Source organism: Xanthomonas sp. MUS 060 (assembly GCF_000963215.1).
Taxonomy (GTDB): Bacteria; Pseudomonadota; Gammaproteobacteria; order Xanthomonadales; family Xanthomonadaceae; genus Xanthomonas_A.
Window position 1 is genome coordinate 23,107 of record NZ_JZIM01000017.1, and the last position, 26,095, is coordinate 49,201.

Annotated in this window: 26 protein-coding genes and 1 pseudogene; 7 read left to right on the forward strand and 20 right to left on the reverse strand. The window is 62.2% G+C overall.

Features of this window, described 5'->3' with window-relative positions; all coding sequences use genetic code 11:
• Position 1: 1 nt before the first annotated feature.
• The 10 genes from moeB to ndk all read right to left on the reverse strand — a co-directional run bounded on the left by moeB (position 2) and on the right by ndk (position 9,814).
• Positions 2-1,171 carry a molybdopterin-synthase adenylyltransferase MoeB gene (gene moeB / locus XANALMUS060_RS13660; protein WP_255352378.1) on the reverse strand — a complete coding sequence of 390 codons (1,170 nt, stop codon included), beginning with the start codon at positions 1,169-1,171 and terminating at the stop codon, positions 2-4.
• A gap of 16 nt (positions 1,172-1,187) precedes the next feature.
• On the reverse strand, positions 1,188-2,417 hold the full coding sequence (gene glp, locus XANALMUS060_RS13665) for a gephyrin-like molybdotransferase Glp (RefSeq protein WP_045738899.1): 1,230 nt from the start codon (positions 2,415-2,417) through the stop codon (positions 1,188-1,190).
• Positions 2,414-3,019 (reverse strand): NTP transferase domain-containing protein, encoded by a 606-nt coding sequence (locus XANALMUS060_RS13670; RefSeq protein WP_045738900.1) that lies wholly within the window; start codon positions 3,017-3,019, stop codon positions 2,414-2,416. Before XANALMUS060_RS13670 ends, glp begins: the two co-directional genes overlap by 4 nt.
• Before the next feature lie 6 nt (positions 3,020-3,025).
• Positions 3,026-4,423, reverse strand: coding sequence for a ribosome biogenesis GTPase Der (gene der / locus XANALMUS060_RS13675; RefSeq protein ID WP_045738901.1), 1,398 nt, complete (start codon positions 4,421-4,423; stop codon positions 3,026-3,028).
• A gap of 18 nt (positions 4,424-4,441) precedes the next feature.
• Complete coding sequence (gene bamB / locus XANALMUS060_RS13680) at positions 4,442-5,800, reverse strand: outer membrane protein assembly factor BamB (RefSeq protein WP_045738902.1); 1,359 nt, start codon at positions 5,798-5,800, stop codon at positions 4,442-4,444.
• Positions 5,800-6,438, reverse strand: a complete 639-nt coding sequence (locus tag XANALMUS060_RS13685; RefSeq protein WP_045738903.1) for a tetratricopeptide repeat protein — start codon at positions 6,436-6,438, stop codon at positions 5,800-5,802. The genes bamB and XANALMUS060_RS13685 overlap by 1 nt, the downstream gene beginning before the upstream one ends.
• A gap of 63 nt (positions 6,439-6,501) precedes the next feature.
• Positions 6,502-7,368: a RodZ domain-containing protein gene (locus XANALMUS060_RS13690; RefSeq protein WP_045738904.1), complete on the reverse strand. Its 867-nt coding sequence runs from the start codon at positions 7,366-7,368 to the stop codon at positions 6,502-6,504.
• Positions 7,368-8,156, reverse strand: a complete 789-nt coding sequence (locus tag XANALMUS060_RS13695) for a type IV pilus biogenesis/stability protein PilW (RefSeq protein WP_200894054.1) — start codon at positions 8,154-8,156, stop codon at positions 7,368-7,370. Before XANALMUS060_RS13695 ends, XANALMUS060_RS13690 begins: the two co-directional genes overlap by 1 nt.
• Before the next feature lie 13 nt (positions 8,157-8,169).
• Positions 8,170-9,435, reverse strand: a complete 1,266-nt coding sequence (gene rlmN / locus XANALMUS060_RS13700) for a 23S rRNA (adenine(2503)-C(2))-methyltransferase RlmN (RefSeq protein ID WP_235430502.1) — start codon at positions 9,433-9,435, stop codon at positions 8,170-8,172.
• Positions 9,389-9,814, reverse strand: coding sequence for a nucleoside-diphosphate kinase (ndk, locus tag XANALMUS060_RS13705; protein WP_045738907.1), 426 nt, complete (start codon positions 9,812-9,814; stop codon positions 9,389-9,391). The genes rlmN and ndk overlap by 47 nt, the downstream gene beginning before the upstream one ends.
• A gap of 214 nt (positions 9,815-10,028) precedes the next feature.
• On the opposite strand from ndk, the gene XANALMUS060_RS13710 reads away from it, so the two are divergent.
• The 4 genes from XANALMUS060_RS13710 to XANALMUS060_RS13725 all read left to right on the forward strand — a co-directional run bounded on the left by XANALMUS060_RS13710 (position 10,029) and on the right by XANALMUS060_RS13725 (position 15,011).
• Entirely contained in the window at positions 10,029-10,691 is a 663-nt protein-coding gene (locus tag XANALMUS060_RS13710; RefSeq protein WP_045738908.1) for a TetR family transcriptional regulator, read from the forward strand.
• Positions 10,692-10,696: 5 nt separating this feature from the next.
• Complete coding sequence (locus XANALMUS060_RS13715; RefSeq protein ID WP_045738909.1) at positions 10,697-13,072, forward strand: 3-hydroxyacyl-CoA dehydrogenase/enoyl-CoA hydratase family protein; 2,376 nt, start codon at positions 10,697-10,699, stop codon at positions 13,070-13,072.
• A gap of 70 nt (positions 13,073-13,142) precedes the next feature.
• Positions 13,143-14,348 carry an acetyl-CoA C-acyltransferase gene (locus tag XANALMUS060_RS13720; RefSeq protein ID WP_045738910.1) on the forward strand — a complete coding sequence of 402 codons (1,206 nt, stop codon included), beginning with the start codon at positions 13,143-13,145 and terminating at the stop codon, positions 14,346-14,348.
• A 3-nt stretch (positions 14,349-14,351) separates the two neighbouring features.
• Entirely contained in the window at positions 14,352-15,011 is a 660-nt protein-coding gene (locus XANALMUS060_RS13725; RefSeq protein ID WP_082065131.1) for an acetyl-CoA C-acyltransferase, read from the forward strand.
• A gap of 25 nt (positions 15,012-15,036) precedes the next feature.
• Here the strand turns inward: XANALMUS060_RS13725 and XANALMUS060_RS20600 are convergent, their stop codons facing one another.
• From XANALMUS060_RS20600 to cmk, 10 genes and pseudogenes are all read right to left on the reverse strand, one after another.
• Positions 15,037-15,207 (reverse strand): hypothetical protein, encoded by a 171-nt coding sequence (locus tag XANALMUS060_RS20600; RefSeq protein ID WP_161795422.1) that lies wholly within the window; start codon positions 15,205-15,207, stop codon positions 15,037-15,039.
• A 56-nt stretch (positions 15,208-15,263) separates the two neighbouring features.
• Positions 15,264-15,689 (reverse strand): sugar phosphate nucleotidyltransferase, encoded by a 426-nt coding sequence (locus XANALMUS060_RS18770; RefSeq protein ID WP_343122979.1) that lies wholly within the window; start codon positions 15,687-15,689, stop codon positions 15,264-15,266.
• Positions 15,637-16,461 (reverse strand): annotated as a pseudogene (gene galU / locus XANALMUS060_RS13735) (UTP--glucose-1-phosphate uridylyltransferase GalU); the annotation flags it as partial. The pseudogene galU and the gene XANALMUS060_RS18770, both read right to left, overlap by 53 nt.
• Positions 16,461-18,371, reverse strand: a complete 1,911-nt coding sequence (locus XANALMUS060_RS13740) for a nucleoside-diphosphate sugar epimerase/dehydratase (RefSeq protein ID WP_045738913.1) — start codon at positions 18,369-18,371, stop codon at positions 16,461-16,463. The gene XANALMUS060_RS13740 and the pseudogene galU, both read right to left, overlap by 1 nt.
• A gap of 115 nt (positions 18,372-18,486) precedes the next feature.
• Positions 18,487-19,482: a glycosyltransferase family 4 protein gene (locus XANALMUS060_RS13745; RefSeq protein WP_235430503.1), complete on the reverse strand. Its 996-nt coding sequence runs from the start codon at positions 19,480-19,482 to the stop codon at positions 18,487-18,489.
• A gap of 21 nt (positions 19,483-19,503) precedes the next feature.
• Positions 19,504-20,682, reverse strand: coding sequence for a lipopolysaccharide assembly protein LapB (gene lapB, locus XANALMUS060_RS13750; protein WP_045738914.1), 1,179 nt, complete (start codon positions 20,680-20,682; stop codon positions 19,504-19,506).
• Between the two features lie 24 nt (positions 20,683-20,706).
• Positions 20,707-20,976 (reverse strand): lipopolysaccharide assembly protein LapA domain-containing protein, encoded by a 270-nt coding sequence (locus XANALMUS060_RS13755; RefSeq protein ID WP_045738915.1) that lies wholly within the window; start codon positions 20,974-20,976, stop codon positions 20,707-20,709.
• 72 nt (positions 20,977-21,048) lie between these two features.
• Complete coding sequence (locus tag XANALMUS060_RS13760; protein ID WP_045727560.1) at positions 21,049-21,354, reverse strand: integration host factor subunit beta; 306 nt, start codon at positions 21,352-21,354, stop codon at positions 21,049-21,051.
• 78 nt (positions 21,355-21,432) lie between these two features.
• Positions 21,433-23,112, reverse strand: a complete 1,680-nt coding sequence (rpsA, locus tag XANALMUS060_RS13765) for a 30S ribosomal protein S1 (RefSeq protein WP_045738916.1) — start codon at positions 23,110-23,112, stop codon at positions 21,433-21,435.
• 233 nt (positions 23,113-23,345) lie between these two features.
• Positions 23,346-24,020, reverse strand: coding sequence for a (d)CMP kinase (gene cmk / locus XANALMUS060_RS13770; protein WP_045738917.1), 675 nt, complete (start codon positions 24,018-24,020; stop codon positions 23,346-23,348).
• A gap of 173 nt (positions 24,021-24,193) precedes the next feature.
• On the opposite strand from cmk, the gene ykgO reads away from it, so the two are divergent.
• The 3 genes from ykgO to XANALMUS060_RS13785 all read left to right on the forward strand — a co-directional run bounded on the left by ykgO (position 24,194) and on the right by XANALMUS060_RS13785 (position 26,001).
• Entirely contained in the window at positions 24,194-24,319 is a 126-nt protein-coding gene (gene ykgO / locus XANALMUS060_RS13775) for a type B 50S ribosomal protein L36 (RefSeq protein ID WP_003468676.1), read from the forward strand.
• A gap of 128 nt (positions 24,320-24,447) precedes the next feature.
• The gene (locus XANALMUS060_RS13780) at positions 24,448-24,777 is read left to right on the forward strand and encodes a hypothetical protein (RefSeq protein WP_045738918.1); all 330 of its coding nucleotides are present in this window, start codon (positions 24,448-24,450) and stop codon (positions 24,775-24,777) included.
• A 186-nt stretch (positions 24,778-24,963) separates the two neighbouring features.
• A complete protein-coding gene (locus tag XANALMUS060_RS13785; protein WP_045738919.1) occupies positions 24,964-26,001 on the forward strand; it encodes an agmatine deiminase family protein in 1,038 nt (345 codons plus the stop codon).
• The last annotated feature ends 94 nt before the right edge of the window (positions 26,002-26,095 follow it).

Genomic DNA, 26,095 nt, shown 5'->3' on the forward strand with positions numbered 1-26,095 from the left:
CTCAGTGCGGTGCGCCGCAGAACTGCGCGTAATCGATATAACCTGGGAAAGGCCGTCCCGGCGCGCATAGCCGACAATGCGGATCGGCGGCCAGACGGGTCTCGCGGAAGCGCATTGCCAACGCGTCGACATGCAGCAGGCGTCCACTCAGCGGCTCGCCGATGCCAAGCAACAGTTTCAACACCTCGTTGGCCTGCAACAAGCCAACGATACCGGGCAGCACACCCAGCACGCCGGCCTCGGCGCAGTTGGGCGCGAATTCCGGCGCTGGCGGTTCCGGGAACAGGCAGCGGTAGCATGGTGCCAGACCACGCTGACGGCCAGCATCGAACACGCTGACCTGACCCTCGAAACGCTGGACCGCGCCGTACACCAGCGGCTTGCCCAACTTCACGCAAGCATCGTTGAGCAGGTAGCGTGCGGGAAAATTGTCCGAGCCATCCAGCACCACGTCCACCTCCTGCAACAGGCGTTCGACGTTGTCCGCCGTGACCCGCTCCCGCACCGCCTCCACCTGCACAGCCGGGTTCAGCGCGGCCAACGCCGTTGCCGCCGAGTCCACTTTGGGTTGCCCGATCTGCGCGTCGCTATGCAGGATTTGGCGCTGCAGATTGCTGCGCTCGACCACGTCATCGTCGGCGATGCGCAGGTGCCCAACGCCGGCCGCGGCCAGATAGACACCGGCCGGAGAGCCCAGCCCACCGGCACCGACCAGCAGCACCCGTGCAACCTGTAGCCGCCGCTGGCCGTCGATGCCGACCTCGGGTAGGCACAGGTGGCGCGCATAGCGCTCCAGGAAGTCCTGCTGCTCCGGCGCGAGCGCCGGACGTTGCAGCGGCAAGCCTTCGCGCTGCCAGCCAGTGGTGCCGCCCAACACCGAGGCGACCTGGGAATAGCCAAGCTGTTGCAGGAACGCCGCGGTTTCCTGCGAACGTCTGCCGCTTTGACAGATCAGCAGGATCTCGGCGCTTCTATCGACATAGGCGGCCGGATCGGCCTGCAACTGCGCACGGGCCACACCAAGGGCACCTTCGGCCATGCCCGAGGCACGCTCGTGTTCCTCGCGGATATCGATCAGCCGCGCGCCCTGCGCAACGCGTGCATGGGCCTGTCGCGGCGTCAGTTCTCGAATGCTCATGAGGACATTATCGACGTAAACCGTATCGCCGATGCAGTGGCTGCAATGCTCAGTAAGGCACCACCTCGACCACCTCGCCAGCCTCGAAACGACGCTCGCCTTCTTCCAGGCGCAGCAGCACATCGCTGTCGGCCGCGCCGCGCAACCGATGCGAGCCATCGGCCGGATTCGGCTCCACCCACAGTTGTCCGTATGCGTCACAGCGCATACGCCCACGCAGGAACTCCAGTCGGTCGTGACGCTTGTCCCACGCGGTTGCAAGTCGTGCGCGCCAGGCACGGTGGGGCTCGGCTCGTCGCTGTAGGGCGTCCAGCAATGGTCGGCCAATCGCCAAAAACGTCGCCAGCACCGAGACCGGATTGCCGGGCAAGCCAAGGAACAAGGCATGATCCCATTCACCAAACAACACTGGCATGCCCGGGCGCATGCGTACCTTCCAGAAATGGACGCGACCGCGCTCGGCCAGCAACCGGGGCAGATAGTCCTTTTCGCCAGCGGACACGCCACCGCAGGTCAGTACCACGTCGAACGCCGACGCCGCGTCGGCCAGCATGGCCTGGATACATAGCGGATCGTCCGGCAACGTTGGCCAGGCGGTGGGTGCCAGGCCGAGCAGGCGCAATTGCGCCATCAACATGTCGCGATTGCTGTTATAGATCTGTCCGGGCTGCAACGGCATGCCTGGCTCGACCAATTCGTCGCCGGTGGCAAACACCGCCACAGTCGGTCGCGCCGCGACGGAGAGCTGGGACACACCCAGTGCCGCAGCCAGGCCGATGCGCGAGGGCGTCAGCAGCATGCCAGGCTCAAGCACACGCTCGCCCGCACGCACATCCTCGCCCTGAGCCCGCACATGCGCGCCACGGGCAGGCATCTGCGTGAACTCCACGCATCCGTCATGCTCGACCGCGTTTTCCTTGATGAGCACCGTATCCGCCCCCAGCGGCAGCGGCGCGCCGGTGGTCACGCGCAGGCATTGGCCGGCAGCGATTGCCTGTTGCCGGTCGGTGCCAGCGAACTGCTCGCCAACAAGGCGCAGGGCATTGGGTGCGTCGGGTGTCAGGTCCGCATGGCGCAGTGCGAACCCATCCATCGCGCTATTGGCGAACGGCGGCAAATCGATCTGCGCCTCCAGCGGCTCCAACAGGATACGACCATCGGTACGTTGCAACGCGAGCCGTTCGGCATTGAGCGGACGCGTGCGTGCGGCGGCAACGACGATGGCCAACGCGTCCGCGTATGCGATTCGGGTGGCAGATTCGGTCTTGATCTCGGTCATGGCATCGGCAGGATACCCGCTACGGATAAATCCTGGGGCGTGTTGAGATTGCCGAGGACAAGATCGGGCAAGCGCAACGGGACCATGTTCAAACGCTGTTGTAGTCGCCACGGCGCATAGGCCGCCGCCGCCAGGGCGGCGTCCAATGCGGGACGCAATGCGGCGAGTCGATACAAGGCCACCAACGGCTGCACTCCAGCCGCATCCTCGAGCCAGGCGCCATCGCCGGCCGCGCCCACTGCGGCCAACAGCGCCGGCAATGCCGGTGGCAACTGGCACGCATCCACCGGCACGGTCAGCAGCCAGGGCGTGGCGCAGGCAGCCGCCAAAGCGTCTACGCCGGCGATCGGACCCAGCGAACGCGGTGCCTGGGCTGGTGCGTGGATCCGGTCCGGCACCGCCCGCAACCCGATGGCCGCGTAACGCGATAGATCGCGATTGGCACTGACCAGCACCGTTGCCACGCTCAGCGCGAGCATCTGCGCAAGACGCTGCACCAACGGCTGGCCGTCGTGCTGCAGCCAGGCTTTATCGAGACCACCCAAGCGTTGCGCGCGACCACCGGCCAAGATGCCGAGGGTGATCGCACGCTGCGGGTCCATGCGCGGCTACTTGCCGCGCACGTGCTTCATCAAACGCCGCTTCTTGGCGATCTGGCGTTCGGTGAGCACGTTTTTCTTGCCTTCGTAGGGATTGGCGCCTTCGCGGAACATGAAACGCACCGGCGTGCCAACCAGCTTGAAACGCTTGCGGAAGAAGTTTTCCAGATAGCGTTTGTACGACTCCGGCAGGACCTTCAAACGGGTGCCGTGCACGATGAAGGTCGGCGGATTGCTGCCGCCCGGATGGACGTAGCGCAGCTTGGAGACATGGCCGCGAATACTCGGCGGTGGATTGCTCTCGTAAGCCACTTCCAGCGCCTGATTGACTTCGCTGGTGCTGAACTCGCGCACTGCCGAGGCATGGGCGTTATGAATGGCGCGAAATAGTTCGCGCAAGCCAGACCCGTGCTTGGCCGAAATACGCACGGCTTCGGCCCAGGGCACAAAACCCAACTTGCGCGACAGCAATGCCTCGGCCTGTTCTCGCTGGTAGTCGGTCAGTCCGTCCCACTTGTTCACCGCCACCACCAGGGCACGGCCTGCATCCAGGATCGCGCCCAGCACGCTGGCGTCCTGATCGGTGACGCCTTCGCTGGCGTCGAGCAGAAGCACCGCCACCTCGCATTGCTCGATCGCCTGCAGCGTCTTGAACACGCTGAACTTTTCCACGGCTTCTTCGACCCGGCCACGGCGACGCAGGCCAGCGGTGTCGATCAAGCGGTAAAGACGGCCGTCGCGCTCCAGGTCCACCGCAATCGAATCGCGGGTGGTCCCAGGCACGTCGGAAGCGATCATGCGCTCCTCACCCAGCAAGCGATTCACCAGGGTCGATTTGCCAACATTGGGGCGACCGACGAAGGCAATGCGCATGCGCGCGGGGTCGGTATCCAGGGTTTCGACAGCGCCCTCTTCCGGCAATCGTGCCAGTACATCATCAAGCAGGTCGTCGATGCCCTGGCGATGCGCGGCGGATACCGCAATCGCCTCGCCCAGGCCGTAGCGCGCGAACTCGGCACGGACCTGGTCTTCATCGGTGCCGTCGATCTTGTTGATGAGCAACAGCGTCGGCCGCGCCAGCTTGCGCAACCAGGACAGGATCTCATCGTCCAGCGAGGACGCGCCTTCGCGGCCATCGACCACGAACAGCACAAGATCGGCCTCGCCAGCGGCGGCACGCGCCTGACTGGCCGTAGCACCAGCCAGCCCCTCCTCTTCACCGGAAATACCGCCGGTATCGACGATCACGAACGGCGTCTCCGGCTGCAGTCGACACACGCCGTAATGACGGTCGCGGGTCACGCCCGGCTGGTCGTGGACCAGCGCGTCGCGACTGCGCGTCAGCGCGTTGAACAACGTGGACTTGCCGACATTCGGCCGTCCAACCAGGGCGACCAGCGGCAGCATGGCGACGTCCTTCCCTTCTTATTGACCCAACCGGAACGCGGTCAGGTCGCCTTTCGTGTTTTGTATGAGCAAGATGCCATCGGCAACCACCGGTTGCGCCACCAGCGGCTTGCGCCCCACCCGCTCGCGCGCGGCGAACTCGCCGTTGTCGAGCTTGAGCCAATGCAGATAGCCCTTGTAGTCGCCGACAACCGCATAATCTCCATGAATTGCTGCGCCGGTCAGCGAACGGCGCGCCAGCGCCGGTTGCGACCACATCGCCGACCCGGATGCCTTGTCCAGCGCCCACACGGTGCCGGCATTGTCGGCCACCACCACGCTACCGGAGCTCACACCTACACCGCCGGCACCGCCATGATCGCGATCCCACAGTGGGCGACCGCTTGGGCCTTCGAGCGCCACAGTATGGTTCTTGAAGCTGGTCGCATAGAGCGTTGTGCCATCGATTACCGGCGCACCATCCACATCGGACATGCGCTCGAGCTCGGTCCGACCTTCCGGCACAGCGATGGTCTGCTGCCACAGCACGCGGCCATCCTGCATCGCCAAGGCACTCAGGGTGCCGTCGTCGTTACCGATGAACAGCACACCTGGGCCCGCTACCACCGGTGCATTGCCGCGTACAGTCAGACTCGGCAGTTCCTGCGCGTTGAACCAACGCTGCTGGCCGGTCGCGGCATCGAAGGCGGTGGTGCGGCCGTCGTTGCTGCGCACGAATACCGTATTTTGTGCAATCACGGGTGCGGCGATCACTTCGTTGTGTACCTTGGCGTGCCACTTCTCGTTACCGTTCGTGGCATCGAGTGCGAGCACTTCGCCGTTCAGGCCACCGACGACCACCAGACCGTCGCCCACGCCCGGACCACCAGCAAAGCGCGGCAGCGGACGATGCTTCTCCAAACGCTTGCGTTCCTTGGCCTGTTGCTTCTCATTGCGCAAACGCTGTTTGTAGGCCGCACGCTCCTCCTTGGACAGGTTTTTGCCGGATTCGCTCTCTACCTGGCTCTTCGGCTGCTGCTCTGCGACCTGCGACTGTTGTTCCTTGCGCGCCTTCTTGGCGTCGTATTCCCATAGCGACTTGCCGGTTTGCAAGTCCAACGCGTACACCGTGCCGGAGGCGGCAGCGACATACACCTTGCCATCGGCTACAACCGGATGCTGGCGCACGCCGATCCGACGCTCGCCTTTACCGACATCGGTGGACCAAAGTTTGACGACTTTGACAGTCGGGTTGAAATCGACCAATTCGGCTGGCTCGGCGGCTTTCTTGGCGGCGGAGTCCTTACCAGCGAACCACCCTTTGACCGTGCTGCAGCCAGACAGCGTCAACCCCAGCAGCGCAACGAGCGCGACGCGCTTGAACATAACTACCTTCATCAGATCGGCTCCGCTGCATTCGGCACGCTGCCGCCCGCATCCATCAATTTTATTTCCAGCAAACTCCGCTGCGGCGCCGCCACATCCAGCCCAGCCAGCGACTTGACGTAAGCATCGCGCGCCGCATCAAGCTTGCCTTGTGCAACCAACGCATCGCCGCGAATTTCGAGGCTACGTGTATCGTCGGCCAAAGCGAGCAGCTTGAGCGCATCTGCGGGCTTATGGGCCTGAAGCAATAGAGAAGCCATACGCTGATCCACCAGTGGCTTCATCTCGGCATCGGCTTTGAGTGCGCGTAGCGTTGCCAGCGCCGCGTCGTTCTTGTCCGCATCGACCTGCGCCTTGGCCAGACGTAGCCCAGCCAATACGACATACATATCGGACGAGCCCTGCTGCAACTGCGCAAGGTCCTTAGCGGCCTTGTCAAGTTGCTTGGTCTCGATGCTCTTGAGCAGCGCCTCGTAACGCGAATTGGCCTGGGCCAAATTCTCGGACCGGTGCTTGGCCCACAATTGCCAGCCCATGATTGCGCCAAGGCCCAGTAGGATGCCACCGATCAGGCCAGCGCCATTTTTTCTGAGCCAAGTGCGAACGCGTTCGCTTTGTTCGTGCTCGTCGAGCAGGTCGTCGATCGCCATGCGTACTCTCGCCCCACCGCTACGGCAGGACATGGAATGTGGAAGGAGGAAACCGCGCTACCGTCACTCGGAGGCAGGCACCACGGAACCGTCAGAGGATACCGCAAAGCGCGCCACATTCGCGCGTCTGTAGGGAGTCAGATCCACCGTACTACCGGATTGCTGAACCTGAACCACCGAGGCATTACCCAAAACGACACGCCCGACTTGACCTGGCGCGTAGGTACGGTTCTCACCAGACTTGAGCATGGCCTTTTCGACCAACCTGCCGTCAGGCGCACTGACCTGCATCCAACTGTCACCCTGAAACGACAAGGTCAGCCCACCCTTTTCGGTTTGCTCCTCATGCGGCAGAGGGGTCAGTGAAGCGATGTAAGGGGTCGCGCTCGGTGCCGAATGATTGATCGCCTCGGCTGCCGCCGGAGCCGCACGCTCCTTGGCGACAGATGACAAGCCAGGCGTCTCCACGTCAATTGGCCCGCTGGGCACCACATCGAGCGAAGCGGTGTTTGGGCCATCTTCGGCAAAATGGCTGCGTGTGGCATACCAGACAGGTATCGCCAGGCCAGCGGTGATCACCACGTACACCATCCGCCGGGTAGCGCTCTCGAAGATACGCCGTAGCGGTCGTGTATGCGTATGACTGATCAAATCGACCGGTTGTACGGGCGCAATCTGTGCGGCCTGCAACAGCGGATCGAGATCCACGCCAAGCAGACGCGCATAGCTGCGCAACTGACCTCGCACGAAGACCGGGGCACCGAGGCGCTCCCACTCTTCCGATTCGAGCGACTGTATGACATGCATGGGCATACGTAGAGTGCTGCCAACCTCCTCGATGCTCAGCCCCGCCGCCTCGCGTGCATCGCGGAGTTGTTGCCCGCAGCCTTTGGCACAACTGAAAACGTTAGGATTTGAATCATTGCTCACTATGGATTATTCCCAGATATCGTGGTCGCAGCATTGGGAAACTCCTTACGCAACCTCTGTCGGTAACGACTGGAGGCAGCCTTGTCCCCCAGCCCTTGCTCAATTTTCACGGCGAGTTGTAGCACGGAAGAATTAGCAGGCGCAGCGGCAATACGCCGTTCTGCGAACGCGCGCGCCTCGAAAAAGTGCCCCTGTGCAAGCTCCTCTCGCGCCATTGCCTCCAAGGCATAGGGATTATTCGGCTCCATTGCAAGTGCCTTGCGCAGATCGCGCAGGCCGCGCTCGCGCTGCCCGACCTGCAATGCACAGCCACCGGCATTTGCCAGTGCCGACGCCGGCGAGGGGTAATCCGGCACCGCCAGTGCGCGGTCGAACCAGACCAGCGATTCAGCCGCCGCGCCATTCGCGCATAGCCAAGCACCGTAATTATTCAAGGTTTCGCCGCTATCCGGAGCCAGTTCGGCAGCCTGACGGTAATGCTCGCCGGCAACAGCATGTGCGTCGCGACGATCCGCGATCACCGCTAGCAATGTGTGCGCTTGCACAGAGTTGGCATCCAACGTCAGCGCTTTGTTGGCGTACTTTTCGGCGTCATCCAGATCGCCGGAACCGAGCCGGTTCACCGCCAACCCAAGTTGCTCCTCCAGCGCGAAGCGCGACTTGACTGCCTGGCTGTCGTGGAAGTGGTGATCCGGCTGCACCTGCTCGACGGTACGTAATTTGCCGGACTTGGCGGCAAGCCAGTTACAACCCGGCAGCGCCAGCAGCGCCGTCAGGATCACGGCGATGGTCAAATGGCGGCTAGGTTGTCGCATCCTGCTCCGCCCGCGTCTGCAGTTCGCGCTGGAACTGGGCATGGCGACGGGTCCGGTCCATGACCTGCCCCTTGAGTTGCCCGCACGCCGCATCGATATCATCGCCGCGCGTGCGCCGCACCATCGTCAATACCTGCGCATCCAGCAATATCTTCTGGAACGCGCGAATCTCGGTTTCGCCGGAGCGCGCGTAGCGTGTGCCCGGGAACGGATTGAACGGAATCAGATTGACCTTGCCTGCGTTGGCGGCCTGCACCGCGTTATCGAACTGGCGCATCAGCCGCGCCAATTGTCGCGCGTGCTCGGGCTGGTCATTGATTCCCTTCATCAGGGTGTACTCGAAAGTCACCGATTCACGACGCTTGTTGGCTCGCAGATAGCGTGCGCAAGCCGCCATCAATTCGGCGATCGGATACTTCTTGTTGAGCGGCACCAGCGTTTCGCGCAACGCGTCGTTCGGCGCATGCAGCGAGACGGCCAAAGAAACGTCGCTCTCGCCGGATAAACGATCAATTTGCGGCACCAATCCCGAGGTCGACAGGGTCACGCGCTTATTGGCAAGGCCGTAACCCAAATCGTCGCGCATGATGCTCATCGCACGCACGACATTATCGAAATTCATCAGCGGCTCGCCCATGCCCATCATCACCACGTTGGTGAGACGGCGCTGCTGGTGCGGCACGTTACCCAGATGCCGCGCCGCCACCCACACCTGGCCGACGATCTCGGCAGTGGACAGGTTGCGATTGAAGCCCTGGGTCGCGGTGGAACAGAAACTGCAATTCAACCCGCAACCGACCTGCGAGGACACGCACAAGGTGCCGCGGCCCTTGTCGGGGATATAGACGGTCTCGATGGCATTCTTACCATCCACTCCCATGGCCAACAGCCATTTGTGGGTACCGTCTGCAGAAGGCTTGTCGAACACCACGTTGGGGACGACGACCTCGGCATGTTGCTGCAACTTGGCTCGCAGCGCCTTGCCGAGATCGGTCATTTGCTCAAAATCGGTGACGTAGCGGTGGTGGATCCACTTCATCACCTGATGGGCACGATAGCGTGCTTCGCCGAGGGTTTCGGCGAAGAAACGCTCCAGGCCCTCGCGATCAAGGTCGAGCAGATTCTGTTTGGCTGCCGCGCCGCTGCGAAGCGGATCGGCAAGCACCAACGGAGGATGGACGACCTCGTTCACGACGGACCTCGAGTCAGCGCGACACCACTTCGGTGGCAGCAAAGAAATAAGCCACTTCATTGACGGCATTTTCGACCGAATCTGAACCATGCGCGGCATTGGCGTCGATCGAATCGGCGAAGTCTGCGCGAATTGTGCCCGGAGCCGCGTCCTTCGGATTGGTGGCGCCAAGCAGTTCGCGATGTGCAATCACGGCGTTTTCGCCCTCCAGTACCTGGATCATCACCGGACCGGAAATCATGAACTCGACCAGCGCATTGAAGAACGGACGCTCACGGTGCACAGCGTAGAAGCCTTCGGCTTCCAGGCGCGAGAGTTGCTTGTACTTGGCGGCAACGACCTTCAAGCCAGCCTTCTCGAAGCGGGAATAAATCTCGCCGATGACATTCTTGGCGACGGCGTCGGGCTTGATGATAGACAGGGTGCGCTCCAGCGCCATGGGACGTTCTCCGTTGGGTGGGTCACTCTCGACCCGAAGTTAAGATTAAAAAACCCGTGCCAAAACGCGGGCTTAGCCAGGATTCAGATGGACGATTCTATCCAATTGCGACGTGCTTTGCACGGCTGCGGCTGAATTGTGCTGCAAAGCAGCATGACGGACCCAGCGACCCAGCCTAGAATCAAACAATCGTTTGATTGATTTTGGCGATCACATGACAAAACAGGTGCATTTCTCGACCAAGGCTCGCATCCTCAGCGCGGCCGAGGAACTGTTCGCCCAGCATGGCTTCTCCGGCACCTCGCTACGACAAGTCACCAGCCAAGCCGACGTCAATATCGCGGCGGTGAATTACCACTTCGGCTCCAAGGAAAACCTGGTCAACGAGGTGTTCCGCAGGCGGATGGACGAAATGACCTCCGCGCGCATGACCCAACTGGAAACCGCCAAGCGTGAGCATCCCGGTGAACTCGGCCCGGTGCTTGCCGCCTTCGTGGAACCAGCACTGGCAATGGCGCAGGAACACCAGAGCGGTGGTGCCTTCGTCCGGGTGATCGCCCGCGCCTATGCCGAGAACAACGACAGCCTGCGCCAGTTCCTGTCCGACCACTACGGCCACGTGCTACGCGAATTCGCCAAGGCGATCGCGGCCTGCGTGCCCGGGTTGAGCAAACAGGAGCTCTACTGGCGCCTGGATTTCCTGGCCGGTGCTCTGACCTACGCCATGGCCGATTTCGGCCTGATCAAGCGTCCCGCCGGTGTCAGCGAAAGCGCGCACCGCGCCCACGCCGCAAGCGAACTCATCCGTTTCGCCGAAGCGGGTTTCCTTGCCCACTGCGCACATTCGCTCCCGCACACCCTGACCCACAGAGGCTGATCGCTATGTCCACCCCCCTGCTAGTCCGCCGCGCCGCCGTCCTGGGCGCGGGCGTGATGGGCGCACAGATCGCTGCGCACCTGACCAACGCTGGCGTCGACACCGTGCTGTTCGACCTTGCTGCCAAGGACGGCCATCCCGATGGCATCGTCCTCAAGGCCATCGCCAACCTGACCAAGTTGAGTCCTGCGCCGCTGGCCAGCCCTATCCTGGCCGAGTCCATCGCATCGGCCAACTACGATACGGGCCTGGAACAACTGCGCGGCTGCGACCTGCTCATCGAGGCCATCGCCGAGCGCATGGACTGGAAGCAGGATCTGTATAAGAAGATCGCGCCGTTCGTGGCCGAGCATGCCGTACTCGCCTCCAACACATCCGGCCTTGGCATCAACGCGCTATCGGAGGTGTTGCCGGCGCAATTGCGCCCCCGCTTCTGCGGCGTGCACTTCTTCAATCCGCCACGTTACATGCACCTGGCCGAGCTGATTCCGGCCAAGCACACCGACGCGGCGTTGCTGCAAGACCTGGAGACCTTCCTGACCACCACCCTGGGCAAGGGAGTGGTCTACGCCAAGGACACTCCGAATTTCATCGGCAACCGCATCGGCGTGTTCTCGATCCTGTCCACGATCCACCACACCGAGCAATTCGGCCTGGGCTTGGACGAGGTGGACGGCTTGACCGGCCCGTTGATCGGTCGTCCCAAGTCGGCCACATACCGCACCTGCGACGTGGTCGGCCTGGACACCATTGCACATGTGGTCAAGACCATGGCAGACACCTTGCCGCAGGATCCTTGGCACGCGTTCTTCAAAACGCCGAAGTGGCTGGAGGCCCTGATCGGCAAAGGCGCGCTTGGTCAGAAGACCGGCGCAGGCCTGTTCCGTAAGCTCGGCAAGGACATCGTGGTGTTGGACCTGCAAAAACAGGACTATCGCCCGGCCCAGCGCGGCGCCACGGCGGACGTGGTCGAGATCTTGAAGATCAAGCATCCTGCGGAAAAGTTCGCCAAGCTGCGTGAAAGCCCGCATGCGCAGGCGCAGCTTCTGTGGGCAACCTTTCGCGATCTGTTCCACTACAGCGCCTATCACCTGGACGACATCGCGCAGACCGCGCGCGACGTGGATCTGGCAATGCGCTGGGGCTACGGCTGGACGCTGGGGCCGTTCGAGAGCTGGCAGGCGGCTGGCTGGAAGCAGATCGCGCAGTGGATCGCCGAAGACATCGCCAGCGGCAAGAGCATGAGCAGCGCGCCACTGCCGAACTGGGTGTTCGATGGCCGCGACGGCGTGCATGCCGCCGAGGGATCCTACAGCCCCGCACGCGATACCAAACTGCCGCGCTCGGCACTGCCGGTGTACAAGCGCCAGCGTTTCCCCGATGTGCTGCTGGGCGAGACGTTCCCGCAAGGCGAAACCGTGTTCGAGAACGACGGCCTGCGCCTGTGGCACGACGGCGACGACATCGCCGTGGTCAGTTTCAAGACCAAGATGAACACCGTTTCCGACCAAGTACTGGACGGCCTGCAGGAGGCCGTTCGTCGCGCAGAGAAAGACTTCAAGGCCATGGTGTTGTGGCAACACAAGGAGCCCTTCTCCGCCGGTGCCGACCTGGCGGGCGCCCTGGGCCTGCTGCAGGCCGGCAAGCTCGACGCGTTCGAAGCCATGGTCGCCAATTTCCAGGCCACCAGTCAGTGCCTGAAGTACGCGCTGGTGCCCGTGGTTGCGGCAGTGCGCGGACTAGCCTTGGGCGGCGGCTGCGAGTTCCAGATGCACAGCGCCAAGACCGTGGCCACACTGGAAAGCTACATCGGCCTGGTCGAGGCTGGCGTGGGCCTGCTGCCGGCCGGCGGCGGCCTGAAGGAGATCGCGCTGCGCGCCTCGCAAACGGCGGCAGCCACCGGAGGCGACGTATTCGCCGAACTGAAGAAAACCTTCGAAACCGTCGCCATGGCCAAGGTCTCGACCTCGGCCGTCAACGCCAAGGAACTTGGCCTGCTGCGCGGGACCGACAAGGTTGTATTCAACAGCGACGAGTTGCTGTACATCGCCAAGGCGCAAGCCCGCGCCCTGGCCGAAGGCGGCTACCGCCCACCGTTGCCGGCGCGACGCATCCAGGTCGCCGGCGACGTCGGCATCGCCACCTTCAAGATGTTGCTGGTCAACATGCTGGAAGGCCGCTTCATCAGCGAATACGACAACGAGATCGCAACCCGCATCGCCACCGTATTGTGCGGCGGCGAGGTCGATCGCGGTGCGCTGGTGGACGAGCAATGGCTGCTCACGCTCGAACGCAAGCACTTCGTCGAACTGGCACAACAGGAGAAAACCCAGGCACGTATCGACCACATGCTCAAGACGGGCAAGCCGTTGCGGAATTGATTGAAGCCGGCACCGAATCTCAGGTCACGGACCCGACACCCACACTCCCCGTCATTCGAGAACTCCGCCAATGACCAGACAGATCCAAGACGCTTACATCGTCGCCGCCACCCGCACCCCAGTCGGCAAGGCGCCCAAGGGCATGTTCCGCAACACGCGTCCGGACGACATGCTGGCGCACGTGCTACGCGCGGTGGTCGCGCAGGCGCCGGGCATCGACCCCGCACGCATCGACGACGCGATCATCGGCTGCGCCATGCCCGAAGGCGAGCAAGGCATGAACGTGGCGCGCATCGGCGTATTACTGGCCGGCCTGCCGAACTCGGTCGCCGGGCAGACCATCAACCGTTTCTGTTCCTCTGGCCTCCAGGCGGTAGCGCTGGCCGCCGACCAGATTCGCTTGGGCAACGCCGATCTGATACTGGCCGGCGGCACCGAATCGATGTCGATGGTACCGATGATGGGCAACAAGGTCGCCCTGTCGCCACAGGTATTTGTCGAGGACCACATCGCCATCGCCTACGGCATGGGCATCACCGCCGAAAAGGTGGCAGAAGAATGGAAAGTGTCACGCGAGGATCAGGACGCCTTCGCCCTCGCCTCGCACCAGAAAGCCATCGCGGCGATCGCCGCGGGCGCGTTTCGCGAGGAGATCACGCCTTACGACATCGTCTCGCACCAACCCGATCTGGCTGGCAACGTCATCGCGCTGCGCAACACGCGCGTGGACACCGACGAAGGTCCGCGCCCGGATAGCTCGCTGGAGGGACTGGCCAAACTGCGCCCGGTGTTCCGCAACGGCCAATTCGGCGGCAGCGTCACGGCCGGCAACTCCTCGCAGATGAGCGATGGCGCCGGTGCGCTGCTACTGGCTTCGGAGCAGGCGATCAAGGACTACGGGCTGACGCCGCTGGCACGTTTCGTGAGTTTCGCGGTCGCGGGCGTGCGCCCGGAAGTGATGGGGATCGGCCCGATCGAGGCGATTCCGAAAGCCCTCAAGCAGGCTGGCCTGCGCAAGGAACAACTGGACTGGATCGAACTCAACGAGGCCTTCGCCGCGCAAGCGCTGGCAGTGATACGCGACAGTGACCTGGACCCCTCCAAGGTCAATCCACTGGGCGGCGCGATTGCGTTGGGTCATCCACTCGGTGCCACCGGGGCCATTCGCACCGCCACCCTCGTGCATGGACTGCGCCGACATCAGCAAAAATACGGCATGGTCACCATGTGCATCGGCACCGGCATGGGCGCTGCAGGCATCATCAAGGCACTGTGATCCATCCGTGATGGGGACCAGCGCACGTTTCGCGAGGAGATCACGCCTTACGACATCGTCTCGCACCAACCCGATCTGGCTGGCAACGTCATCGCGCTGCGCAACACGCGCGTGGACACCGACGAAGGTCCGCGCCCGGATAGCTCGCTGGAGGGACTGGCCAAACTGCGCCCGGTGTTCCGCAACGGCCAATTCGGCGGCAGCGTCACGGCCGGCAACTCCTCGCAGATGAGCGATGGCGCCGGTGCGCTGCTACTGGCTTCGGAGCAGGCGATCAAGGACTACGGGCTGACGCCGCTGGCACGTTTCGTGAGTTTCGCGGTCGCGGGCGTGCGCCCGGAAGTGATGGGGATCGGCCCGATCGAGGCGATTCCGAAAGCCCTCAAGCAGGCTGGCCTGCGCAAGGAACAACTGGACTGGATCGAACTCAACGAGGCCTTCGCCGCGCAAGCGCTGGCAGTGATACGCGACAGTGACCTGGACCCCTCCAAGGTCAATCCACTGGGCGGCGCGATTGCGTTGGGTCATCCACTCGGTGCCACCGGGGCCATTCGCACCGCCACCCTCGTGCATGGACTGCGCCGACATCAGCAAAAATACGGCATGGTCACCATGTGCATCGGCACCGGCATGGGCGCTGCAGGCATCATCAAGGCACTGTGATCCATCCGTGATGGGGACCAGCGCATCATGGGCCTGAAGAGGTATCCATGCTGCATCGACGCATGGTCAAGTCACATTGCCTGCGCGCTTGCAGCTTGCTTGTCTGCGCCTGGAACGTTCGCTCAATGGCTGCGGTCAGCAGCTCCAGAAGATAAAAAGCAGCCTCGCGGCTGCTTTTTATTTCCATGAAAAACATGACGGCGTCTCGACTCCACGCATGATGCGTTAGCTGGAGGGAGCGCTGAACCCGGCTTAGTCTTCCGCCAGCATCTGAGTGAGTTTCTCGCGCGCCGGCTTGGCAAGCTTCTTGTTTTCCAAAGCGAAACGGATAGTCGCTTCGACCAGACCCAGATGAGTACCACAATCGAAACGGGTCCCTTCGAAACGATAGGCGTCCACTTGTTCGCTCTTCAACAACGTCGCGATCGCGTCGGTGAGCTGGATCTCGCCACCGGCACCAGTCCCTGTGCCTTCCAACAGTTCAAAGATCTTCGGGCTGAGTACGTAACGCCCGACCACTGCCAGATCGCTCGGCGCGTCTGCCGGCTTGGGCTTTTCTACGATCTGTTTGATACGGCCCTTGCGGCCATCGAACACATCCGTTGCCACGATGCCATAGCTGGCGGTGTTCCAAAGCGAAACGGATAGTCGCTTCGACCAGACCCAGATGAGTACCACAATCGAAACGGGTCCCTTCGAAACGATAGGCGTCCACTTGTTCGCTCTTCAACAACGTCGCGATCGCGTCGGTGAGCTGGATCTCGCCACCGGCACCAGTCCCTGTGCCTTCCAACAGTTCAAAGATCTTCGGGCTGAGTACGTAACGCCCGACCACTGCCAGATCGCTCGGCGCGTCTGCCGGCTTGGGCTTTTCTACGATCTGTTTGATACGGCCCTTGCGGCCATCGAACACATCCGTTGCCACGATGCCATAGCTGGCGGTGTTCTCGTGCGGCACGTCCTCCACGGCGATCACGCTTGCACCACTGGCAGCGTTGAGATCGGCCATCTGCTTGAGCGCGCCGTCACCTCGGTTCCAGATCAGATCATCCGGCAACAGCACCGCAAATGGTTCATCACCGACGACCGACTTGGCGCACAGGACCGCATGGCCCAGGCCCAAGGCTTCTGCCTGGGTGACGAAGATCGCGCGCACGCCATCGGGCAGCACATGGCGGATCATCTCCAACTGTTCGTGCTTGCCAGCCCGCTCGAGCTTCTGCTCCAGTTCGTAGGCCTTGTCGAAATAATCCGCGACCGCATGCTTATAGCGATTGGTCACGAAGATCAACGTATCGCATCCGGCCTCGATCGCCTCATCCACAGCGTACTGAATCAACGGCCGATCAATGATCGGCAGCATTTCTTTGGGGACGGTCTTGGTGGCAGGAAGGAAGCGGGTCCCCAGACCTGCGACCGGAAATACTGCCTTGCGGATTCTCTTGCTCATCAGAGCCTTCTGGCCTCGCGTGCGGGAAATGGAACAATCGTAGCCGAGCCCTCGTGAGCGCCTTGCTGACGCAAGGGCGTGAATTCGGGCATGGTCGTGCGCAGTACCTGTTCGATGGTTTCGCTATCGTAGTCGGCGACCGCGGCACGCAACTGCTGCAGGCCACGCAACACGTCTTCGCGTGAAAAACTGCGCACACCGGCCTCGAGAATCTTCGGATGCGAGGTGGGACGATAGTCCTCGTCGGAATAGAAGAGCGTCTCGTGCAGTTTTTCGCCCGGACGTAGGCCAGTGTAGAGGATTGCGATATCGCGCCCGGGCTGTTTGCCCGCCAAACGGATCATCTGCTCGGCAAGCAAGCGAATCGGCACCGGCTCGCCCATGTCCAGGGTGTAGATCGCCCCCCGCGAGGCCGAGGCAGCCGCCTGTACGATCAACTGACAGGCCTCGGGAATGGTCATGAAATAACGTGTCACCTGCGGATCGGTCACCGTGACCGGGCCGCCCTGGCGGATCTGCTCGCGGAATAGCGGTACCACACTGCCAGCCGAGTCGAGCACATTGCCGAAGCGCACCGTCACGAAACGCGTCCCCACCGCTTGGTCGTCCAGCGATTGGCACACCATTTCCGCATAGCGCTTGGAGGCGCCCAGGACATTGACCGGGTTGACGGCCTTGTCGGTGGAAATGAACACGAAGGTCGAGACATTGGCGGCGACGCAGGCACGCGCCACATTCTCGGTCGCCAGCACATTGTTGCGGACCGCTTCGCGGAACTGCCCCTCCAGCAACGGCACCTGCTTGTAGGCGGCGGCATGGAACACCGCATCCGGTTCGGCCACGCGCATCGCGTGACGGATCACCGCCGGATCGCCGCAGTCGCCGAGAACGCAGTCGATTTCCAGATCAGGGAAGGTGCGACGCAGATCGGCATGGATGGTGATCAACGCCAATTCGTCGATCTCCAGCAACAGCACCTTGCGCGCACCATGACGCGCGCACTGCCGACACAGTTCCGAGCCGATCGAACCACCGGCACCTGTCACCAGGACGGTGCGCCCGGAGAGCCAGCCTTTGATCAATTTCCAGTCAGGCTTCACCGGCTTGCGCCCGAGCAGGTCCTCGATCGCGACTTCCTTCAGTTCGCCAGGCAGGTAGTGGCCCTCAAGCACATCGACCAGGCGCGGCACCGTGCGGAACGGCAGACCGGTGCTTTCGCACAGTGCAACCACCCGCTGCATGCCCACGGCGTCCAACGACGGGATTGCGATCACCAACAGCTTGGCCGCGGTTTCCTTGGCGATCTCCCCAGCTTCGTCGATACGGCCAAGGATCGGCAAGCCCTGCAGCTTGGCTCCATGCAGATGCCCGGCGTCATCCACAAAGCCGACCGGATGGTAAGCACCGGAACGGCGCAAATCGCGTACCAACGCCTCGGCAGCGCGCCCGGCGCCGACGATCAGCACACGTCGCGCCGTCTCGTCCGAGTGCGCAATCTGATAATCCTTCCACGCGCGGTAAAGCAGGCGCGGCGCACCCAACAACGCCGACAGCGCGAACGGATAGACCATCAGCACCGACAGTGGAATTGCGTCAAAACGGCTGTATGCCAGTCCCAGGACGATGGCGATCAGCCCATAAAAGCTGGCTTTGAAGATATTCAGCAGATCGGGAACGCTCGCGAAGCGCCACAGACCGCGGTACAAACCCACTTTCCACAGCACCAAGCCCTGCGCCAGCAGCACAATTGCCGTATTCAGATTCCACAGCGGTAGTGGATGCTCGCCTGGCAGCATCGTGTAGCGCAAAGCATGCAACAACTGCCAGCAAATCCAGACAATGACAAGATCGTGGACAACCACGGAAATCTTGGGCAACAGCTCGGTGATTCGGTCGCGAGTGGAAAGCATCAGTAATCCATGAGAGTTCAGCGTATTCCCTTACGCAAAGCTAGCCAAAGCACAGCTACCGAAAAAAACCAGGCGATCGCCAGACTCGCTTGCCCCACCGTTTCCAGGCTTAAACCTAGACTAGCGATTGTAATCGCCAGGATGCTGAACAGAGCGTATGCAAAGGTAACTGTGGTGTGACTCCTCCCAGTGTGTACCCAGCGCTGGTAAAAATGTTGCACGTGCGGTTGCCACCAACGTTCGCCAGCCAACATGCGCGAAAAAAGTGTGCATCCGGCATCAATCGCGAATGCCGAGAGCGGTCAAAGGTAACTGTGGTGTGACTCCTCCCAGTGTGTACCCAGCGCTGGTAAAAATGTTGCACGTGCGGTTGCCACCAACGTTCGCCAGCCAACATGCGCGAAAAAAGTGTGCATCCGGCATCAATCGCGAATGCCGAGAGCGGTATCGCGAATAACCAGGGTATATGCCCGGAGACCAGGCTCCCCCAGGCGAATAGCCCGGCGATCAGGTAGCCGAGTGCACCGCTGCCGACGTCGCCGAGGAAAATCCGTGCTCGCGGATAGTTGAACGGCAAAAAGCCGGCGCAGCTCACCAACAGCACCCAACAGGGCCAACGAGACCAGACGGGGAGCAGGCAGGCAAACCCCAACGCCACCAGTATCGCCTGACTGGTCGCCAAGCCATTGATGCCATCCATGAAATTCCAAATATTTATCAAAGAAACCGTTGCCAGCCAGGTCAATCCTGTCAGCAACATCGACTGGCTCGACCTGTAGACAAGTGCAGCAAGCAGACTCGCCGCCAATACATGCACCAGCAAACGCCACGCGGCCGACAGTGGACGGTGGTCGTCCCACCAACCGATTCCCGCGACCAGGAGCAGGCCTGCCGCAAAAACAGTCGCGTCGCCGGCATGAGCCAGCCAGTGCGCTCCTGCCCAGCCGCAGGCAACCAACACCGCCACCACAATCGCTATCCCGCCGCCACGCGGCGTCGCCACGGTATGGCTGCGACGCTCGCCGGGTGCATCCATCAGCTTGCGTTTGATCGCGTAGTGGCGCGACAACCAGGTGCCGGCAGCACTCAGCGCCGCCAGTGCGAGGAGCATTGTTCCTACCGCGACCTGCACTTACACCACCGCGTAGTTAAGCAGGGGCTTGACCGTCCCCCATTCCTTGCAGCTAGGGCATTGCCAGTGGTGAGTCCGCGCACCGAACCCGCAGCGGGTGCAGCGATAGCTGGGATTGCGTACCAGCAACTGGTCGGTGATGTGCTTGAGGTCCTGCAGGGTGGCGGTGGAGTCGGCACCCTCGGCCAGAGTCAGGTCGATCAGGGCCGACTCGCCACGCACCGACGGCCGATCCTTGAGCTGACGGCCCAGATAGGTCCGTGCAGCGGAAACGCCCTCCTGCGATTCCATCAAGCGGGTCAGCGCCAACACTGGAGCGATGCCGCGATAGTGTTCAGTCATCTCCGACAAGAACGCACGCGCGCCGCTAAGATCGTTGCCTCGGCGGTAGCACTCCATCAATGCCGGCATGATCTCAGGCAAGTAGTCCGGATCGTGGCGGGCCGCACGTTCGAAGGCGCGGATCGCAGCGTCGTTATTGCCGGCATCGACATCGATGCGGCCCTCCAGAATGCCGGCACGCACCGACTTGGCGTCCGCCTGGTAGGCCCGCGCGATCGCCGCGCGCGCCAGATCCTGCTTGCCGGAAACGAGACAGCGATCGGCCAGCTCGCATTCGAACTGCGCAATCAACTTGCCCATCGGCTCGCCGGTCACCTCTTCGTACCGTGTGGCATTGTCGATGGCTTTTTCCCAGTCGCGCTCGGCCTGGTAGATGCTGATCAGGTGCTTGAGCGCCTGTGGGGCACGCTGGTCGATCTGCGCCAGTTCGCTGAACACGGTTTCGGCCCGGTCCAATAGGCCGGACTTCATATAGTCCTCGCCCAGAGCCAGCAACGCCTGTACGCGTTGCGCGTCACTGAGGTCAGTCCGCTGTACCAATCCCTGATGCAGACGGATCGCACGGTCCACTTCGCCGCGGCGACGGAACAGGTGTCCGAGCGCGACCTGTGTCTCGAACGTTTCCTTGTCCAGTTCGGCGATATGCAAAAACAGTTCGATTGCCTTGTCGGGCTGCTCGTTGAGTAAGTAGTTCAAGCCACGGAAATACGTGCTGGACAGACGGCTGACCTGGGAATCGCCGTGGCGCTGACCGCCACGACGGCCAATGACCCAGCCGCTCAGCGCCGCCAGCGGCAGAAACAGGAAGAACCAGAACCATTCGGTTAGAAAGTCCATCGAAGATCAGCGTCCGTCTACAGTCTAAAGATGGGAGGAAACCGGCGCAGCAACGGCGTTGGCGGCCTTGTTGGCGCGGCGCAGCTTGGCGTACAGCGGGATCGCGACCATGACCAGTACCAATGCCGCACCGATGACCACGCCAGCGAACAGCGACACAATGATGGCGATGCCGGAAGTGGTGGCAAGCGCACTAACACCGAAATTGATGACGATCGGCTGCGAATTGAGCGAACCGACGACCAGACCGGCAACTAGAAACACCAGCAATATCAGCAGTCGGACGATTTTCATGATGGACTCCAGCGCCGGGAGACAGCAGATTAGCCCAACGGGCGTGGATTGCAGCAACCGCAGGATGAAGGTCTAGAGCGCGTCGGACTCAATCGGAACAACGGCACTGACACGCTCGCGCAACTCCTTGCCGGGCTTGAAATGCGGCACGTGCTTGCCGGGAAGCGCAACGGATTCGCCGGTTTTGGGATTGCGACCTAGGCGCGGCGGCCGGTAATGCAGGGAAAAACTACCAAAACCGCGGATTTCGATACGGTCGCCGCCTGACAAGGCACCGCCCATCATTTCCAACAACGACTTCACGGCCAGATCGACGTCATCCGACTTCAAATGCACCTGCTTGCGCGCCAGGATTTCGATCAGCTCGGATTTGGTCATACGGATTCGTGCAATGGAGGCGAAACCTAGTACGGCCCGGAATAACCGGGCCGTACCAGTAACGCTGCGTGTGACGGATTACTCGGACTTGTTGCCGTTCAACTGCGCACGCAACAGCGCGCCCAATTGTGTGGTGCCGCCAGATGCTGACTGATATTCCTCCAGCACTTCGCGCATTTCGGCATCGTCCTTGGCCTTGATCGACAGTTGCAGGGTGCGGCCCTTGCGATCCATGCCCACGAACTTGGCTTCGATCTTGTCGCCGACCTTCAGGTGCTGGCTAGCGTCGTCGACACGCTCGTTGGCGATATCGCGTGCAGCGACATAGCCTTCGATGCCATCGGCCAGATCGATCATGGCGCCCTTGGCATCCACTTCGCGGACAACGCCCTCGACCTTCGAGCCCTTCGGGTTGGCCGCCATGTACTGACCGAACGGATCCTGCTCCAACTGCTTGACGCCCAGGCTGATGCGCTCGCGCTCCGGGTCCACTGCCAGCACCACGGCTTCCAGCGTGTCGCCCTTCTTGAAGTTGCGCACGATGTCTTCGCCGGTGGTGTTCCAGCTGATGTCGGACAGGTGCACGAGGCCGTCGATGCCGCCATCCAGGCCGATAAAGATACCGAAATCGGTAATCGACTTGATCTGGCCGGACACCTTGTCGTTCTTCTTGTGGGTAGCGGCGAAGGTTTCCCACGGATTGGCGGCGACCTGCTTCATGCCCAGCGAGATGCGGCGACGCTCTTCGTCCACGTCCAGCACCATCACTTCGACCTCGTCACCGACCTGCACGACCTTGGACGGGTTGACGTTCTTGTTGGTCCAATCCATTTCCGACACGTGCACCAAACCTTCCACGCCCGGCTCGATCTCCACGAACGCGCCGTAATCGGTCACGTTGGAGACCTTGCCGAACACGCGGCTATTGGCCGGATAACGGCGGGCAATGTTGTCCCACGGATCCTCGCCCAGTTGCTTCAGACCCAGGCTGACGCGGTTACGCTCGCGGTCGAACTTGAGTACGCGCACGTCCAGCTCGTCGCCGACGTTGACCACTTCGGACGGATGACGCACACGCTTCCAGGCCATGTCGGTGATGTGCAGCAGGCCATCGATGCCGCCCAGATCCACGAACGCGCCGTAGTCGGTCAGGTTCTTGACCACACCCTTCAGAATCGTTCCCTCCTGCAACTTATCCATTAGCTGCTCGCGCTCTTCCGAGTGCTCGCTCTCGACCACGGCACGACGCGAAACCACGACGTTGTTGCGCTTGCGGTCGAGCTTGATCAGCTTGAATTCCAGTTCCTTGCCTTCCAGGTAGGCCGGGTCGCGCACTGGGCGCACATCCACCAGCGAACCGGGCAGGAACGCGCGGACATCCTTGATATCCACGGTAAAACCACCCTTGACCTTGCCACTGATGCGGCCGACGATGGTTTCGTTCTTTTCCAACGCTTCTTCCAACTCGTCCCACACCATGGCGCGCTTGGCCTTCTCGCGCGACAGCACGGTCTCGCCGAAGCCGTTCTCGAGCGAGTCGAGCGCGACCTTGACCAGGTCGCCTTCGGCGACGTCGATCTCGCCAGCGTCGTTACGGAACTGCTCGATCGGCACAATGCCTTCGGACTTCAGGCCGGCGTTGATCACCACCACATCGCCGCGAACTTCCACGACGGTGCCGGTGACGATGGCGCCTGGCTTCAGCTTTGCCAGATTGGCTTGACTGGCTTCGAACAGTTCGGCAAAAGATTCGGTCATTTGAAATTACTCTAGTGGACACACGGACAGGGCGTTTCTTGATGGAAACGGCGACTGCCCACCCTGGTTAGTCGGCCCAAACTGCGGCCGGGTGTGGAGTGGAAAAACCGCAACGCACGATTGCGCGGCGGAGCCTTGGAACTACGATTTGAAACGCGTGACGCTTGCGGGTCTTGCGAACGACGGGCAAGGCGCCGATGGCTCGCTTGCCACCGCACCACCCTACGCACCGCTCAGACGTGCAACAACAACTGCATGACGTGACCCACAACCTGGTCGATGTCCATACCGGTGGTATCGAGGAGGACGGCATCGTCTGCCGGCCTCAGCGGCGCCACTGCGCGCTGGGCATCGCGTGCGTCGCGGGCCATGATCTCGCGCAGCAAGTCACTGAATATAACGGAAACCCCTTTTTCCTTCAACTGCTTATGCCGTCGCTGGGCGCGTTCCTCGGCACTGGCGGTCAGGAAGACCTTGCAGGGCGCATCGGGGAAAATCACCGTCCCCATGTCGCGCCCATCGGCCACCAGCCCAGGCGGGCGGCGAAATGCGCGCTGACGCTGCTTCAGCGCCGAGCGCACCTCCGGGATGGCGGCAATCGCCGAAGCCACCGCGCCAGCGGTTTCCAGACGCAACTCATCGGTGGCGTCAACGCCATTGACCAGAACCCGCAAACCACGGCCGGCAACCTCTTCGAAGTCCACACGGGTATCGAAGGTACAGCGCACCAGCGCGGCAGCATCGGAGATGTCCAGGTGCGCCCAACTGGCCGCGACTCCGACCGCCCGATACAGCGCACCCGAATCCAGGTAATGCCACCCAAGTCGCGCGGCGACGATGCGGCTGACGGTACCTTTGCCGGCCCCGGATGGACCATCGAGAGTCAGGACGGGAGCGGGTTCGTTCATGCGGTTCCTCGGAGCGTTGGCCGCGCATTGTAACGCCGACCTCCACCCGGCTGGCGCAAGCAGTTGAAACAATGAAGAAAAACAGGCTATGATTGTTGGCTTACCCATCTAGCGGCATGGACTTTGTCCGTGCCGCCTCCCTTCGAATCCACACGTTTACGCCGAGGTGTGCCATGAAAGTCCTTTCCTCCCTGAAGTCGGCGAAGGCCCGTCACCGCGACTGCAAGGTGGTCCGCCGCCGCGGCAAGGTCTTCGTGATCAACAAGACCAACCCCCGCTTCAAGGCGCGCCAGCGCTGATTGCAAGACCGCTCGCATCGCCGCGCCTGGCGCAGCGATGGCCGGTCTTGGACGAAAGCCGCCTTCGGGCGGTTTTTTGTTGCCGAAGTTTGCTGTAATCGTTCTTCGTCCTCTGGGGAGTAAACGTGATGAAGCAAAGTCTGTCCATTTTGCCGCTGCTGACCGCCCTAGGCCTAGCGGGCGGCGTCCACGCCGAGACCCTGCTTGTGGAGCGGGTCAAGCAGGAACCTGTCGCGTCGATGCCGACGCGCGGGCTGAGCATGGCCCAGGTGCAGGCACGCTACGGCACCCCGCAGCAGACGCTGGAACCACGTGGCGGCCAGAAGCGGCAGTGGCCGACCATCAACCGCTGGGTCTACCCTGCTTTCACCGTGTACTTCGAGAAGCAAAAGGTCGTCGACGTGGTCGCCAACAAGGTGGACCCGAACGAGATCGGCCCCAAACCGGCGATCCGTTGACGCGCACCCGCAGCCAACGTTCTCCACAACGGCCGCCCCCACCAAGTCAGGGCATAGCGCTGGCGGCAGCGGCCAAGCCGATGCTTGTAGCGACGAACGCCTGCGCGCAAGCGCTCGCATGGCGCGATGCGAGAAATTGATTCATCGCCCGGCTTCGGCCGGGCAGTACTTGAGCGACGATCCAGCATGAGCGACAACCTCCGTCTTCCAGCAGAATGGGAACCCCAATCCGCTATTTTGATCGCCTGGCCGCATGCCGGCACCGACTGGGCCGCGCGCCTGGCCGAGGTCGAGGAAACCTACATCGCGCTGGTCGCGGGGATCGTGCGTTTTCAGCATGTCGCGATCTGCGTCGCCGACGCCGATCTGCAGATCTATGCCGAGGCACGACTGCGCTCGGCACGGGTGGACATGCAGCGGGTGCGATTCGTGGAGGCCCAATACGATGACACTTGGCTGCGCGATTCCGGCCCAATTACCCTGACGCGCACGGATGGCGGCTTTCAGTTGCTGGATTTCCGCTTCACCGGCTGGGGCGGGAAATTCCAGGCGAGCCTGGACGACCAACTGGTGAGCCTCCTCGCCGAGCACGGGCTGTTCGCCGAAAGTACCGTGCGCCGTATCGATTTCGCGCTGGAAGGTGGAGCCATCGATTGCGATGGCGCCGGTACCTTGCTGACCACCTGGAAATGCCTGCACGAGCGGCATCCGCAGCGAACACGCGCCTCGCTCAGCCACGCTCTGGCCGACTGGCTGGCACAGCAGCGGGTGCTGTGGCTGGAGCACGGCTATCTGGAAGGCGACGACACCGATGCACATATCGACACCCTCGCCCGCTTCGCCAGTGAGGATGCGATCGTCTATCAGGCCTGCGACGACGCCGACGATTCGCATTACGCCGAACTACAGGCGATGGGGGCCGAACTGGCCGCATTGCGCACTGTCGACGGACGTCCTTACAGACTGTTCCCGCTGCCTTGGGCGCAGCCGATGATCGACCAAGGCAGGCGCCTGGCCGCGTCCTATGCCAATTTTCTGATCGTCAATGGCGCAGTGCTGATGCCCGCCTACGGCGATGCCGCCGATGCACAGGCGCAGGCGGTGATGGCGCAGGCGTTCCCGCAGCATGAGATCGTGCCGATCCCATGCCGGGCATTGATCTGGCAGAACGGCAGCCTGCACTGCATCACCATGCAGTTGCCCGCGGGGGCACTTGCGGACTGAAGGTGCGCTCGCATGACCAGCTTGGCCGCATGTGCAGGAGCATCGCTCGCACCCTGCATCGACCACCAAGCGGCAGCCAATGGCAATGCACCCG